This window comes from Enterovibrio baiacu (genome assembly GCF_004120195.1).
Classification (GTDB): Bacteria; Pseudomonadota; Gammaproteobacteria; order Enterobacterales; family Vibrionaceae; genus Enterovibrio; species Enterovibrio baiacui.
In genome coordinates, this window is record NZ_SCHN01000013.1 from 158508 (window position 1) to 174071 (window position 15564).

15 protein-coding genes are annotated in these 15564 nt (G+C 49.6%); all 15 read right to left on the reverse strand.

Going from position 1 to position 15564, the window contains the following annotated elements:
- Positions 1–65: 65 nt before the first annotated feature.
- Genes EQP46_RS15405 through EQP46_RS15475 form a run of 15 tightly spaced genes read right to left on the reverse strand, consistent with a single transcriptional unit; the run spans position 66 to position 15489 of the window.
- Positions 66–3095, reverse strand: coding sequence for a DUF6701 domain-containing protein (locus EQP46_RS15405; protein ID WP_240671748.1), 3030 nt, complete (start codon positions 3093–3095; stop codon positions 66–68).
- The gene (locus EQP46_RS15410; RefSeq protein WP_129494493.1) at positions 3092–3538 is read right to left on the reverse strand and encodes an MSHA biogenesis protein MshP; all 447 of its coding nucleotides are present in this window, start codon (positions 3536–3538) and stop codon (positions 3092–3094) included. Before EQP46_RS15410 ends, EQP46_RS15405 begins: the two co-directional genes overlap by 4 nt.
- A complete protein-coding gene (locus tag EQP46_RS15415) occupies positions 3528–4286 on the reverse strand; it encodes a PilW family protein (protein ID WP_129494494.1) in 759 nt (252 codons plus the stop codon). The genes EQP46_RS15410 and EQP46_RS15415 overlap by 11 nt, the downstream gene beginning before the upstream one ends.
- Positions 4286–4912 (reverse strand): type IV pilus modification PilV family protein, encoded by a 627-nt coding sequence (locus EQP46_RS15420; RefSeq protein WP_129494495.1) that lies wholly within the window; start codon positions 4910–4912, stop codon positions 4286–4288. Before EQP46_RS15420 ends, EQP46_RS15415 begins: the two co-directional genes overlap by 1 nt.
- Positions 4899–5378 carry a type II secretion system protein gene (locus tag EQP46_RS15425; RefSeq protein WP_129494496.1) on the reverse strand — a complete coding sequence of 160 codons (480 nt, stop codon included), beginning with the start codon at positions 5376–5378 and terminating at the stop codon, positions 4899–4901. The genes EQP46_RS15420 and EQP46_RS15425 overlap by 14 nt, the downstream gene beginning before the upstream one ends.
- Before the next feature lie 7 nt (positions 5379–5385).
- Positions 5386–5841, reverse strand: a complete 456-nt coding sequence (locus EQP46_RS24545) for a type II secretion system protein (protein ID WP_129494497.1) — start codon at positions 5839–5841, stop codon at positions 5386–5388.
- Positions 5838–6449 (reverse strand): hypothetical protein, encoded by a 612-nt coding sequence (locus EQP46_RS15435; protein WP_129494498.1) that lies wholly within the window; start codon positions 6447–6449, stop codon positions 5838–5840. The genes EQP46_RS24545 and EQP46_RS15435 overlap by 4 nt, the downstream gene beginning before the upstream one ends.
- Positions 6450–7682 (reverse strand): type II secretion system F family protein, encoded by a 1233-nt coding sequence (locus EQP46_RS15440; protein WP_129494499.1) that lies wholly within the window; start codon positions 7680–7682, stop codon positions 6450–6452.
- Entirely contained in the window at positions 7682–9397 is a 1716-nt protein-coding gene (locus EQP46_RS15445) for a GspE/PulE family protein (protein ID WP_129494500.1), read from the reverse strand. Before EQP46_RS15445 ends, EQP46_RS15440 begins: the two co-directional genes overlap by 1 nt.
- Positions 9387–10673 carry a tetratricopeptide repeat protein gene (locus EQP46_RS15450; protein WP_129494501.1) on the reverse strand — a complete coding sequence of 429 codons (1287 nt, stop codon included), beginning with the start codon at positions 10671–10673 and terminating at the stop codon, positions 9387–9389. The genes EQP46_RS15445 and EQP46_RS15450 overlap by 11 nt, the downstream gene beginning before the upstream one ends.
- Positions 10674–10679: 6 nt before the next feature.
- On the reverse strand, positions 10680–11513 hold the full coding sequence (locus tag EQP46_RS15455) for an ExeA family protein (RefSeq protein WP_129494502.1): 834 nt from the start codon (positions 11511–11513) through the stop codon (positions 10680–10682).
- Between the two features lie 14 nt (positions 11514–11527).
- Complete coding sequence (gene mshL / locus EQP46_RS15460; RefSeq protein ID WP_129494539.1) at positions 11528–13150, reverse strand: pilus (MSHA type) biogenesis protein MshL; 1623 nt, start codon at positions 13148–13150, stop codon at positions 11528–11530.
- Between the two features lie 5 nt (positions 13151–13155).
- Positions 13156–13482, reverse strand: a complete 327-nt coding sequence (locus EQP46_RS15465) for an MSHA biogenesis protein MshK (RefSeq protein ID WP_129494503.1) — start codon at positions 13480–13482, stop codon at positions 13156–13158.
- Positions 13466–14122, reverse strand: coding sequence for a type II secretion system protein GspM (locus EQP46_RS15470; protein WP_129494504.1), 657 nt, complete (start codon positions 14120–14122; stop codon positions 13466–13468). The genes EQP46_RS15465 and EQP46_RS15470 overlap by 17 nt, the downstream gene beginning before the upstream one ends.
- Complete coding sequence (locus EQP46_RS15475; RefSeq protein WP_240671749.1) at positions 14119–15489, reverse strand: MSHA biogenesis protein MshI; 1371 nt, start codon at positions 15487–15489, stop codon at positions 14119–14121. Before EQP46_RS15475 ends, EQP46_RS15470 begins: the two co-directional genes overlap by 4 nt.
- Between the last annotated feature and the right edge of the window lie 75 nt (positions 15490–15564).

Consider the following 15564-nt stretch of genomic DNA (forward strand, 5'->3'; position numbering starts at 1 on the left):
TACCAATGCTGACGGGGCGCGGCAAGGCGATGATCTACAAACCTGAATGAGATCAGTCTTTTTTTTCATTCCCCTGTCAAAGTGATGTTTTTTTCACCTTTAAATATGACGCGATCGCTGCCTCTGTAGAAACCAAATGTTCCTATTGCTGACGGATCTTCATTAAAGCTGTCGCCCTGCCAACGGTATTGCAGCCAAGTTTGACGCAGACCACTTTTTGTTGGTGCACCGAGCTTTTGCCAGAATCGAAACTGCTCACGATTTGGCCCTTTGCTCTGATTTGGCGGAATAACGTGAAAGACAGAAGTACCCTTTTCAACACGTTTCGTTTGAACAACCTCATTCGCGCTGTTTTTTAGCACTATCTTTGCGCGGTCAGCCTCGACGGTTGTATCACTAAAAAGTACATCTTTTTGAGCAACGCCTGCCTCAGTGGAAATATTGGTCGCGTTATCTCGTTCATTGGTCACAAAGTGAGACCCATTGAACACTTCGACAGTCACTGGCAGGGATTGTTCATTCTCTAAATCTTGGGTTTCAGTAAAGCCTTCAATACGCATGCGGCCGAAGAGGAAGTCGCCTCTGCCGAATTCTGCGCCAAAATTTTTCGATTGAGGGTTTTGTACTTTATCAACGCAGTTTGTCCCATCTGGTGAGTGGCAATATTTGAAGTCAGTGTTATCGCGATCTGACTGAGCTACTCCGACAGCAAAATGAAGCGGCTCAAAAGGACCATCAGGAGAAGAAGCTTTTTGAATCTCCATCAATCCACCGATAGAAACTTCACTATATCCCCCTCTACCAGATTTCCACTGAACGTTAGGCAGTTCAGGATGACTCCAACGAGAAGACAAATCTTGCCCAGTATATGGATAGCGTGAATTGGAATGTATTACCCAATCAGTAAAAGATACCTTCTCCCCAGCATCTAAGTAGCGATGATAGTTTTTCACTGGCTTGTTTTGTGTTGTCATCGCGTAAACGGTAAACATTCCCTCAAATGGCTGACCGAGATACGTAAAACCGTTACCCTTTTCGTCATATGCTTTTTCTACGCCCGGTGAAATTTTAGATGTAGATGCGAGAGAGAAATGTGATGGATAGAACCGTCCAATATGCATGTCACCTCTGTTAACCTTCATATCCAAGTATTTTCCATTCACTTTTGAACGAAGTTTAAATATGCCAACATCATTAACCTTCAACGAAGGAAATGCGTAAACGCCATTAACAGCATCGATATTTGATTGAGCAACAGCACCTTCTACATTCGTACTTGAGCCAAGAACAGGAAAAGCAATTTTTGCTTTATTTCGAATAGTTACTGTTGCTTCGGGTGCATTTACATGCCAAAAACTAGGCGTTGAAGGGCGTGAGCAGTAATCCTCCGACCATAAATTTATTTTAGACTCGTCGTCTTTGTCGCCATCAAGCCAAATGACGGGTTTTAGATTGACACTAAATGGCGCTCCCGCATAAGTAAAAGCATCTGATGCTCTAGAGTGTCCCTTATCAGAAGCGTTAATATCACAAACTGCTAGGGTGTATGGGCGAACATCTAAATTTGCCGTCCCTTTAACGATGTTATCTTCGGGAGCATCGCGTTCGCTGGCTCCCTGCTCTCTATCGTCATCGTCATCGTCATCGTCATCGCGATACTTCCAATCTAGATCTGTAACATCAAATGCAACTCTGCCAGCATCTTCGTACCGAACAATAAATGCATTCTCTGCACGTCCAGCTACAAATTTTACAATTTTGGTTCTGTCTTTATTTAAGTCTGAAATGATTATTTTATGAGGTGCTACATTCTCATTTAGATATTGCGGTTCTAAATAATCAGTGGTATCAACATGAAGCTTTTTAAGGCCTTCATAGTCACCGACAACTTCACAGTTACCACCGCCAGAAGCAACAGCCTCGAGACTTAAATGTTCGCTTTTCCCTGCAACCATTTTTGATGGGTTGGGTGCGATGCGAAAACCAACTGGGGTAAACCGATAGGGCCCACCAATTTGATTAATTGCGTTGCCGTCAGGGCCTTTGGTCTCGCCAAAGATTGAAACTCGGTTATTCGAATCACTTTGCAGCCATAGCTGCCCCCGCCCTCCTTCGAGAGTAATCGAGGTTGTATTTCCAGGCTCACAAGGTGCATCTTGGGATTTAGCCCAACAAGATAGTTCTTTAGAGCGCGTGATAGAGACTGTTAATGTGCTTTTCAATTGCTGCTGCAAATTTCCAGATGTATCTTCGACAGAAAAAGAGACTGGCACTCTAGTGCATGAGCTAACGACTGATGACTTAGGAGATATCACTAACTTGAAGTCATGTTTATTTTCTTCATAAGTCACTGATGCTGAGTTATTCATTAAAAAGCGTCCAGCAGTAACGGCTCCTCTCAATTCGCTACTACCTGCAAGTTTTACGCTGCCTTGAGCGTATATATATGCGTGAGTTTTGCTTAGAGACGCCAGAAAAGCATCATACTCCCAAAGGCTCGCTTTCTGGCCATGAACCCAAATAGTCAAATCATCTGGGTCACCATCGATATTCACCGTTGAATTACTGGACGCTTTAAATGAGTTAAGGTGAATTTCTACTCGCCCGTTAACATTGAGCTTCGCAGAATCATTCAGTGTCAAATCTCCGAAATAATAAACGCCGCCGGTCAGATTTAGTGTTTTATATTGACCGATCATGACTTCATTGTAATTAGGGTCATTTGGAGTGAGGTTGTAATCAACATTAACACCTGGAACCGGCAAAGCCTCTTTGGACAAATCTTGTGGTCCACTTCCAATTACTAATGGTTCTAAATATCTATTATCCCCACGGAGGCTGGGATTAGGTATGCATGGAAAAGCATCTAAGCCATCAGAACAATGTGAGGCTTCTTGACCAATGTTAAATCGACTAAAACCCAATTCAATTTTCTTCGAACCAATTGAAACAATCTTCGATGTACCGGCCAGCTCAATTAATGAGTCGGTATTCGAAGGCGATTGCGCAGGTCCAGGAAAATACTGCGTACTGAATGCAAAAACCTTAACGCTAAAAAGCGCGAAGATAACCATCAAAGATAAACGAAGACTCACAGCGTCAACTCCTTTGCCCAGCTCTCTTGCACACGAACTACTTTCAAATGCCCGCTTCCGCACTCGCCTTTACTCTCAATGCGATATTGCGCGAGTTCATTCTCTCCAATCACTTCGCAGGTAACAGACACAGAGCATCCTTTTAGCCCAGAAACAGAAAAGCTGATTGGTTCTTCCGCAGTAATGCCCGCACAGTCAGCTACGCGAACGTCATCAACACTTTCTTGCAGTGGAAATAATTTCGTCATCGCCATTTCTGTTCCGCTATTTGCCGCAAACCAAGCGCGCGCACCGAGCACTTCACGAGTGGTGGTGTCGCTTTGTGACCAGTTAATCTGCATGAGTGCAGCCCCTAAAGCTGCAAGCGCTGTGATCGTAAAAACAGAGACAATCAACATGCTGCCTTTTTGGTGTCTGCGGAATGGAGAGATGCTACGGCGCATTCATCACCTGAATGTTCTGGTTGTACACGGAGGTTTCGCCCGATTGGCTAAAGTGATACGCCACTTTTACTAGGTTTCGTCGTGACAAAGAGGTTGAATCTATTGAGAACCCACTTCCGGGCATGAGGTTCTGAGCGAGGGTAATGTTTCGATTTGAACCATTAACACGGCGGATCAACGTTCCCTCTTCAAAACACAGAGTCACAGAGTTGCTGTAGACATAAAAGCGTTTCGAAGGAGAACCAGAAGGCCAAGGATTATCACTGTTTCGACTGACGGTTATTTGATTGTCTTTAGCCGATAAGATCGTGAAGCTGTTATCCGGATCTAGACCGTTATTCTTCGGCGCAAGGTCATCCGGTTTCATTGGAGAAAACACAAGACGGTAACTGCCGTTACCCACCGTTTTCTCCCAATTAGTATTGGTTGTCGACATGCCCACGTCAAAGGTGTTTTTCCCTTCTGGGCGAGTGTTATACAAACCTGTGAACCTGACAGGCGTAAAGACCAAACATTGGTTATCTCTAAACATTGCAATGCTATTTGGCACAGCATGACGCAATTCGCGCCCTAGACGTTCAACAGCGAAACGGGCTTGGGATTGCAGTGCTTCGCGATTTTTGGATTCCACATACCCACTGGTGCTGCTTTCGATAAAGCCAAAGATACCGACAGACACAATCGCGAGGATCGTCATGGTGACAATAAGCTCAACCAGTGTAAATCCTGATTGGTACGATCGTTTCATCAGAAATTGCTCCGATAGGCGCTGAAGTCAAAACGGCCAAACTGTCCGGTATCAACCGCCATGTCGATGCGTTTATAAAGCTGGGGATTCTTTGTGTTATCCGAGAAGGTCGAATTGTCATAGGTGACATTAATGTTCACCGTAAAGCCCACGTAATCATCGGCGCTCCCGCCAATCAATTCGTGCAAGCTACCTTTATGAAGATCCGTGTCAGAACAAATGCTGCTATCAGCCCCCCAACAGCCAATGTAGTCTTCGGTGGCCACAAAGCCGTCTCCTGCAACTAACGTTGGCGTGCAGGCAGGAATGGTGCCGGGCGCGGGAATACCCAAGGCTTTCACCGCGTCGGCATTTTCATCGCAACGCCATTGGCTGCCGTTAGGGTCGCTATTGCGATCAAATTGTCTCGCCAGCACTTCTGACATCACGGCTTGCCCCAACGCTGCTGCGCGGGCTTCAAAGTGCGGGTTGGCAGATTTGGCGAACATAGGAAACAAGGTTGTGCTGATCAGCACCATCGCCACACCAAAAACGACAATGCCGATAACCAGCTCCACCAGCGTGAATCCGCGCTGATGGTGAGATATAGGGGTTGGATACTTAGAGGTGTTTTCAGTCACAGGCATAGAAATAGCCTTCACTGTTTAGGCAAATACTGGCGGCACTCACGCTTTGAGTGAACGTAATTTTACACCCAGAAGCATTGGTGCAAAGGCGGTTTTTTTCAGAACTAACCGGACGCCCTAAAAGATCAAAATAGAAGGTTTGTACTGGTGAAATACGCACTTGTGAATCAGACAAATCCACAACATCACTGCGATCATCTTGCCACTGACAGTCTGTATCATTACCGCCCCCCATTCGGGAAGCAGTAACAACAAGTGCATTACAGGAGGATAAAAGCTCATTTGTCTTTATTTCCTGCTGCATAGCGCGAAGCTGGACTTGTCTGGCGACAGACAAGCCAGCATCCCGCGCCCCCATCACTGAAAATGCTTCAGATCCGGAAAGGCGCGGTACGGCAAACACACTAACGATACCGAGAATGAGAATAACGGTGACTAGTTCGATTAGGGTGAAGCCTTTGTTCATTCGAGGGCTACGCCGAAGGAGTACAATTAGCGATCGTTACTACAGGAGCTGATCCTGCGGCTGTTGCTGGAGCGTAGACGACACATTTCTCAGTAGCAGCAAAAACGCCACCAGCGTGAGTAAATTGCGCCACTGTGCTTGCTGTGCCCCATTTAGCTTCCCAATCAGCGCTATCAATACCAACTACTGACGCCCCAATTCCATCTTCAGTTCCATCTGGATAGCCGTTTAGAGTAGCTACGCTTTCAACCAAACCGCTACCCGACAACTTCCCTTCTAAAGCAGCTTTTGCATAAACGATGCTGTAAGCACCATCAATTGCTCCCTTCAGCCCACGAAGTGCTGCATCTTCGGCTTCATCTTGAAAACTAATAAACTTAGGCGCAGCCGTTACAGCCAAAATACCCAGAATCACGATTACCACGATCATTTCGATCAGCGTAAAACCACCTTGACGTTTCATTGTGTCTCTCCTGATTTCTTCAATACCTCTACCCTGCCCGAAGCGGGATAGTAGGCAAATACATGGTTAACCGACTCTTCTGGTGAACCATCTCTCATAAAACCGGCGTGTACCGGTCGTTCAAATCGGCAATAAGGGGGAGAAGGTGTCGTCCCGTTCTCCGTGACCGCTACTGCACGAACCCTAGGCAAAGTGCGAGAAAAAGCCCTCGGCCGAGTGTCTTGTTCCAGCCAATACGATTGGCCAGTAAATACTTCAAACAGCGCACCGCAGTCTTGTGCGGTCAACGCTGACAGGGTGTTAGCCCCGTGTTGTAAGGCAAAGGGATACTGCCCATTACCTGTTATTTCATCCGTCAGGCGAAAATGTTCGCCATCCAGCACCACGATGTTTTTGCCCTGCTCACTGGATGCATGGCTCAGACGACTGTGGAAATACACATTCTGTGCCGCACCTTGAAAGGCATTGGCCAAATAACGAAACTCCACCTTGTCGGCATAACGAACAATGCCTTCAAACACGGGGATGGCTGCGACCACAAAACCACCAATGAGTACCGTCAGGATCCCCCATTCAACGGGCGTGCGGTTCCATTTAGCACTGCGCATTTATCCGCCGCGAATAAGGTCGAGCATGTTCCACATCGGCAGGAAAATACCCAGCGCGAGGATCAGCACCATGCCCGCCACCACCAAGAGCAAAATGGGCTCCATGCGTGCAGACAAAGTTTTTAAGTCGTAATCCACTTCGCGGTCGTAAAACTCGCTCGCTTCCAACAACAAGTTGTCGATTTGGCCCGTTTCTTCCCCCACCTGAATCATCTGATGAACCAGCGGCGTAAAGAGTTTGCTGTCGCCCGTGACGGAACTGAGGTTCACGCCCGATTCAATCGCGCTTTTCATGCGATCAACTTCGCCAGCCAGAAAGTGGTTATCCAGCGCTTCGCCGGACATCTGCAACGCCGTATTGAGCGGCACGCCTGCACGAAGCATCAAGGCGAACGTGCGCGAGAAGCGCGACATCAAAGCTTTGTTGACCAACGGGCCGACAAGCGGAATGCGCAGTTTAAATTTGTCCCACGACACGCGGCCTTTCTCCGTGTTCTTCCAAAGGCTCCAGCCTGCAAAAGAACACACACTTGAGATCAGCAACAACCACCAGAAATCGACAAAGAAGCTAGACGTCGCCATCAATATTTTGGTGGGCAGCGGTAAGTCAGAACCGAACTTCGCGAACATGCCCGCGAACTGTGGAATAACTTTCACGTTCAAAAACACCATGGCCGAAATGATGACCATGAGGACAAAACTGGGGTAACGCAGCGCCGATTTGATGCGGCGACGGGTTTCCATTTCTTGCTCGAAATACTCCGCCAACTGGAGCATGGCGTCGTCTAATCGCCCCGTGTTCTCGCCCACTTGGATCAGCGACACAAACAAATCACTGAACACATGAGGGTGGTCTCGCATAGATGCAGACAATGCGCGGCCATTCGACAGCTCATTACAAATTGACACTAAGGCCGCCTGAAGCGGTTTATCGGACGTGCTTTGCGCCAAGCCTTTGATGGCGCGCATCAAAGGCACGCCCGCTTTGGTCAGGCTATACATCTGACGACAAAGGATCACCAAGGATTCCAGCTTCACAGGGCGTTGGAACAAAGATACCGATGATTGACCTGATGACGCTTTTTGCGCGCGCGCCGTTGTTGGCGTTAGCGATAACAGCACCATGCCGCCATCCACGATGGAGGCAATCGCTTCACGCTCTGTTCCCGCCTCTACAACTGCGGAGACGCGCTTACCATTGGCCGCACGAGCGGTATAACGAAAACGGGCCATTAGGCACTCACTAGTGACATGGCTGCGCCTTCAGAGAGCTTCATCGTTTCTTCCAGCGTGGTGCTGCCTTGTTTGGCGTAATCCAGTGCACAGTTCACCAATGGCTTATAGCCCGGTTGCTGCTCGGCCAGTAACGCAAACGTGCGTGTGTCATTGGCGCGCAATGCATCCATCAAATCAGGGGTGATTTCGAGTAGCTCAAAAACACCAATTCGGCCTTTGTAGCCAGTGAAATTGCAATGCTGACAGCCACGGCCTTTGTAAAAACCCAAGCCCGCAGACTCGGGCATGGTGGTCGTCAGCCATAGCGATTCGCTTTCATCCAAGGCATGTGGCACTTTGCAATCAGGGCAGATTCGGCGAATCAAGCGCTGCGCTAACACTGCACGCACCGCACTGGCAACCAGATACCCTGGCGCTTCCATGTCCAGCAAACGCAATGCACTGTCGATGGCATTGTTGGTGTGCAGTGTGGATAACACCAAGTGGCCCGTCAGTGAGGCGCGCAGACCGATTTCGACGGTTTCAAGATCACGCATTTCCCCCACCAGAATGATGTCTGGGTCTTGGCGCAAAAAAGTACGCAGCGCAGAGGAAAACGTCAGGCCAATCTTGTTGGCGATTTGCACTTGGTTGATGCGCGGCAGACGATATTCCACCGGATCTTCCGCCGTCAGGATCTTCTTACCCGGCACATTGAGTTCGTTCAATGCGCCATATAAGGTGGTGGTTTTGCCCGAGCCCGTTGGCCCCGTCACCAAGATCATGCCGTGAGGGCGACGCAACTGATTACGGAAACGCTGCAACATTACCGGATCCATGCCCACTTGAGTCAGGCTTAATACGCCCGCGGATTGGTTAAGCAGACGCATCACCACAGATTCGCCGTGCTGAACAGGCAAGGTTGAAACACGCACATCAATGGCATTACCGCGCACATTGATATTAAAACGCCCGTCTTGTGGCAGACGTTTTTCAGAAATGTCCATGCCACTCATTAGCTTCAAGCGCAGAACAAGGGCTGACGCGATAGCACGTTCTTTCAATAAGGTTTCATGAAGCACGCCATCAATACGCTGGCGAATACGCAAAGCGTCAGCATCAGGCTCGATGTGAATGTCCGAGGCATTGACCTGCACGGCATCTTCAAACAAGGAGTTGATGAGCTTAACGACCGTCACTTCTTCAGATTGATCGTCTTCTGCACCGAAATGCTGTTCCAGCTTTACGCCATGCTCGGCTTGCAAACGCTCTGCAAACGAGGCGATATCACTGGTACGGCGATAATAGCGATCAAAGGCATCCACCAGCGGTTGTTCTGCCACGATCAGCAGTTCAACGCGGTATTGGTGCAGCAAGTTCAACACGCTTTCTTGCGCCGCCAGATCCGCAGGATCGGACATGGCAACCCGCACGGTGTCATCCACACGACCAATCACCAGCGCGCGCAAGCGTCTTGCATGCACTTCTGGCAACAAGGCCACCGCGCTCGGATCCACTTGCGCCAAACTTAGATCGATCAATGGCACATGCAATTGACGTGCAAGGAAGTCGAGCAATTGATGCTCCGACAAGATCCCCATGTCCATCAAGGTATCACCGAGCTTGCGGCCCGTTTGAGATTGGCGTTGCAGGGCGGCACTTAAATCATGATCAGAGATGATTTGCTCTTCAACCAGCAAATCTCCCAGACGTTTTCGCAGCTTAACGGCCATCTGAGTCTCCTTCTTTCTGCGCTTGGTTATTGATGTACACCAAACGCTGACGTGCGAATTGCACGGATTTATCGCTTAAACCACCCGCCTGAATCGCTGATTGATACGCGTCTTTTGCCGTTAAAAGCTCGCCTTCACGTTCGGAAGACACCGCGTAGCCTAACCACCAACGACCATCGTGTGGCTCATTGTGCGTCAACCATTGGTAGCTGTCTTTGGCTAAGCCATGACGCCCCAGTTTCTGCGCCAACGCTGCGCGCATAGACATGTAGCGACCTTGCTCACCATCCAAAGTGTTTACAGGGGTCATCAGCACATTCAATGCTGATTCTTCACGGCTATTTTGCTGGTACATACGCGCCAACGTTAGCTTGAGCGACGCCGCTTGAGGGTTCGCGCTGATGCCTTTTCGTAGCACGCTTTCCGCATCACGCAGCTTGCCACGGCCATAAAGCAAACCTGCCAGTTGATTGGTGGCGCCAACATGTGTTGGCTGGTATTTCACGGCATCACGCAGGTAGACAATCGCTTGTTGGGTATCACCCACTTGCGCGCGTTTTTGTGCTTTTTTGTAGGCAATAGCCGCCAAGTCTTCACCGCTAAGCTCAACGGTTTCAACCGTCAATGAGGACGCTGATGTGTTCTCTACGGCATTATCCGCAGCATCTGAAGATGTCGCTGAGTTCACTGACGGCTCAATGGGAGCGGTTGCGACAACGCGCGGGACTCGCGTCGATGCCACGGAGGGCATAGCGACGGGCGTTTTCACGTCTTCTTTCGTGTCGATGACCGCAAGTTGTTCTGTCGGCTCAACAGGTTTAACCAATGTCGTATTGGGTGCAGAGACCGTTGCAGCATCAACGGTAACGGCTGGCGGTTTTGACGAAGGCACTGACGCTTTTGGCGAGGCATTCATCGCAACAAACGCAATGTCTTGTGTTGCCACTTTTTTCGTCACACTCGGCGTTATCGTTGGCGCTTTACTGGCTGGTTCGTGGATTGTCGCGTCAGGTTCTTTAACCAACACAGGCGCAATCGCTTGAGGCTGGGCGATAACGGATGTTTCTTCACGCGCGGCGGTGTCGCCATCAGCATTATCACCATTGGCAGCAATTGCCCATGCAATGCCGGATGCTCCGACCAAAGTCGCGACGATGGCCAAGACGACGCGTACAGCGCGGAACCCCCACGCGGACGGAATCGCCGCCACAGAAACGGTATTTTCTTTTTGAGCTGGCGCACTCAGGTCGCTCAGCATTCGGTTCAATTCACTCATGTGTTCCTACCCCCACAAAGCACGCAGCGCAGAGTGCTGCTTCGCCAGCGGTGTATCTTTAATGGCTAAACGGACGGCGCGATCAGAAACCTGGCGGTGTCCTTTGCCATAACTCAACAACAAGGATTTATGGCATAGCTGGTGAATCAATCGGGGGATGCCTTGGCTCGCCACCCAAATACGGCGTTTCGCCCACCCGCTAAAGTGTCGCGACAGCGCGCCTTTTTCACTCATTCGGTGGTCGATGTATGCAGACGCTTCGGCATACGTTAGCGGCGATAACGTGGCACTAAAGCTGATGCGTTGCAGCAGTTGACGCATGTTGTGCTGCGACAAACGCTCATCCAACTCAGGCTGCCCAAACAGCACAATTTGAATCAGTTTGCGCTGTTCAGTTTCAAGGTTTCCGAGCAGACGAATGGCTTCAAGTACCTCATCGGGCAAGGCTTGTGCTTCGTCACACAAGATCACCACAGGCTTTTCGGCATGCGCAGCAGCAATGGCGGCTTGCTGGATCGCCCCTAAAACTTTGTCTTCCGACAAGGCTTCCGGCAGGGTGAGTTCATCCGCAATCATACGATACAACACAGACACGGTATTGGCTGGGTTTGGCAAAAACACCAAGGTGCATTCTTCGGCAAGCGTCGACAGAAGAAGGCGGCACACCATGGTTTTACCCGTGCCGACTTCACCCGTGATCTTCACCAAGCCTTCGCCCATTCTCACCGCCATGACGCTGGTATTGATGGCGTCGACGTGCGACTGCGTCCCGAAAAAGCTTCGGGTATCCGGCGTTAAGCTAAAAGGCGCGGCATTGAGGCCAAAGTGGTTAAGATACATTGTGCTAATTTCGCCTACTTCGCGTCGTTCTCAGGGAACCATTCGTTGAGCAGTTCGCGTGAGCGCTGAATCTCTTCTTGCCACGTTTGTTCGCCCACCACGGAAGGTTGAAGCAAAATGACCAATTCGGTTTTCTGCTTCATGCGATTCACGTTACGGAAAAGATGGCCGAAACCAGGAATGTCACCCAATAGTGGCACTTTCGACACTTTCTCGTCGAAGCTTGATTTCATCAACCCGCCGATCACCACCACGTCGCCAGAGCGGGCATGGATAATCGAATCAGACTCGCGGATCGAGGTTTTCGCCAGCGGCAACACATATGGCTGAGACGCACTGCCTAGCTGAATGGTTTTCTCTTCAGTCACCACATCAATAACGGCAGGGTGAACATGCAGCAGCACGCCATTGTCGTCATCAATTTGCGGCGTAACATCTAAAGAAATGCCAGAGAAGAAAGGGGTGAGCTCGATGTTTGGCCCAGATTCAGAGTTATCGCCAGAGCTGTCGCTGGAGGAAATATCCGTCACGAAGTACTCGTCACCACCGACTTTGATCACCGCTTTTTGGTTGTTCGCCGCCGTCACACGAGGGCTCGACAGCACGTTCACATCGCCTTGGGTATCAAGGAAACTCAGCACTGCATCGAAATGCCCATCTGTGATGGTGATATTGGTTTGTCCGCCAATCACGTTGGAAATCAGATCGCCCGCCAAGTCAGAGGCAGGACGGCTCACATCCACACCACCGCTGCCGATGCTTTTGCTGATGTTTGACCAGTTCACGCCTTGTTGATAACCATCACTCAAGGTCACTTCAAGGATTTTGGCTTCTAAAATCACTTGGCGTTTCAGGCGTTTCTCAGAGACTTCAAGAAAGCGTTTCACTTCGCGAAGCTCGTTCGGAAAGGCCTTCACAGTGATCAAACTCGCTTGCGGAGAAACAACAATAGAGCGCCCTTCCCCCGAGCCAATCATGGCACTCACCGCGCGCTCCAATTGTAGCCAGAAGCTGCTTTCTGAGCGGGTTTCAATCACAGTACCGCCCGTCGATTTTGACGCACGTTCGCTGCCTTCGCCGCTATCACCACTTGAACTGCCGCCGTCTGTGGAAATAGCACCGGTGCTGATAGAGGTTAAAGACACGCCTGCGCGCTGCAATTGCAAATAGTCGACAGAAAAGGTTTCAGTGCGCAGTGCAGCTGGGAAAATTTGGATCAGGCGACCTTGTGTTTCAATGCTGTAGCCGTAGATATCAGAGACCACGTCCAAGGCTTCTTTTACCGTGACATCTTTCAACGAGACTGTGATTTTTCCACTGACGTCAGGGTGCATCACAAGGTTGAAATCCGTGCCTTGCACCACGCTGCCGAAAAAGGCTTTAGCGTCGATGTTATTGGCATTAATGCGTAGGCGCTTTTCCGTCACCATCGCACCGCCAGCAGGGTCAGCGAAATCCCCCATCAAATCGTCCGTCACTGCATCAGGCAGCGCAGACAAAGGCTGAGTCGTGCTTTGCGCATACGCTTCATTCAGCGCGGCTTGCACTTCAGTGGGCTTTTGGTGCCCAACACTTTGGCACGCAGTCAAAAAGGTTGCCGCTAAACAAGTCAGTAAGACCTTGCCTAACCTCGTCATATTTTTCACTGTACCACCTGCTCATTGAATACGGTTAAGGACCAACGGCGATCGCCACGGACTAGCGTGACGGCCTCTTCGTTGATGGCGCGAATGACATAGCCATTGATCGATTGGCCTTTCGCGAGCGCACGACCATTCAGCACTGCCGAACAGTCGTTTTCGCTGCCACACAAGATCGCATCCAAACGAGGAAGCCGAACCTTGGTGCGCGTTGTAGGTTGACTTGGTGCTTCAAAACCTAGAGGTGCGGTTGGATCGGTTGCCGCAAAAGACGGTAAGGCCAGTGTTATAACACTCAGACCCATGACGCATTTAGCCGTTACTTTCATGCACACCTCCGATAAAGACCGGGCTCTCACCTAGGGTATAAACCTGAAGCGTGACCTCGGCGAACGGGTACGCTTTGACGCGATAATCAACGCTTCGCCAGTAATATTTCACGGGCAGCGCTTCAAGTGCCGCAAGATAATCAACGATGTCGAAATAGCGCCCTTGCAATGCAATCTCAACGGGGTGCAAATAGAAGCCCGCTTGATCTTTTTCGGTCAATTGCGCCGCAGGCAAGGTTGTCATTGATAACAACGTCAATTTATCGGACTGCTTTAGAACGCTTTCCATCAAGCTCGCCATTTGTGGTGCGCTGACCAAGCCTTCTGTTTTGCGGGCCATTTCAGCATCTAACAATGCGATTTCATGATTCAGCGATGCCAGCGTTATCTCAAGCTCCGCATTCGCAGACGTGTTGAGCTTTTCTTGCTTCATCATGTTTAGCGCCAACAAATCCTTCGTGGTTTGTTGTTGCTGAGAAAATTCGGTTTTGGTTGCACTCAATGTCTTGGCGATGGGTTCAAGGAAAATGAACACACCCAGCCCCATGATAAGCAGCCAACCCGCACTGGCGATCAGCCACTGTTCACGCGCCGTTAAGCCTTCAAACCCTTGCTTTAGCTTTTCCAAAAATGCATTCATTGCTTGCCCTCCGCGTTCTCACGCTTAGATTGCAAACTGAACGTCAGTCGGTTGTTTTCATCACGGGCCAATGCCATGTGCTCAAACACACGCTGCGACAGCGGTGGCTGAGTTTCAAAAGATTTAATCCAAGCAGGCACGGCATCAGGTGAAGCTGCCATCCCTTGAATATTCAATGCGCCTTGGCTGACAAAGATGTCTGATACGGACACATCTCGGCGTGATAATGTCGCGAGCGCACGGAAGGTATCAGCATGGCCCTTTTGCAGCGCTTTATCGTGTTGACGCACAGCGTCGAGCGCGGCTTTTTTCGCACGAACCGATTCTTGGGCGCGGTTGGTATCATTGACCATACTGACCGAAGGTAAATGCAGCTTGAGCTGACTATTCAGCTCATCCGACAATGATTGCGCGACCTGAAGTTCAGACGTTGATACTTTTAATGCTTGGTTCGCACTCGACAGTTGCCACTGTTGGTAAGCGGCCACTAACACCAGCATGAATGCAGACATACCCCAGCAAAGCAACATGCGTTCAAATGAGAGTAAAGGCGTCGATTGGCGTAGATCATCGCTGAAAAGATTGATGTCTGGCGAGCTGTTGTTTTCGAGGGCAGCAAGCGCAATGTTGTGCAGGTGCTCATCGGCGTTAAACAAGGTTTGAGGTCGAACCTTCACCGTCAGGCGAGAAGAAAGCTGGAAAGCAAGTTCTGTATTGTCCGTCGCTTGAACGCTAACAACCAACCCACTGACCTGTGTTTCTTTCAATTGCGAACGCAGATAATCCAATGAACGTTGAATTTCCAACGCCAGATCATCAACAACCGATGGCGACAGCGAAACGCCATCAAACATCACGCCGCGAACCTGTCGTTGGAAGCACAATTTACCCAAACTAAAGACGCTTAATTGGATTGCACCTTGGCCGTCTTGGCTCAGTACCATTTCTGCTTTATCAAGCGCCGTCCACTGACGAAGTAACACGTCTTCAACAGAAACCTGCGTTAATCGGCACTGATTTTTCTTTAAGACATCGTCAAGCTGAGAAAGCAAAGACTTGTTACAAACAAAGACTTGGTAGCGATTTGCAACGGATAGAGCGTAGCCATCAGCAACAATCTCAGTCGGGGAGTCAGAAATATAATCTTTGATCTGGAAAGGCAATGCGGAACGTTTATCTTCCTCAGACAAACCCGGATTATCAATCAGCAATGATTGGTACAAACCGTGACCAAGCACGAGATGCACGTCCGAATGATTGACGCCTTGCTGTTGCAACAACTGGGCAACAACACGCGCAGCATCCGTTCCGGTAACAGGCAGGCTCGCCACGCGCTTATTTTCATGCAACGTGTAGCTTATAACCACCTGATTTACAGATACAATTACGCTAACAACTTGGCGCTGCCTTCGAGTGGGAATTTTTGCGATCAAAGAAGAGAG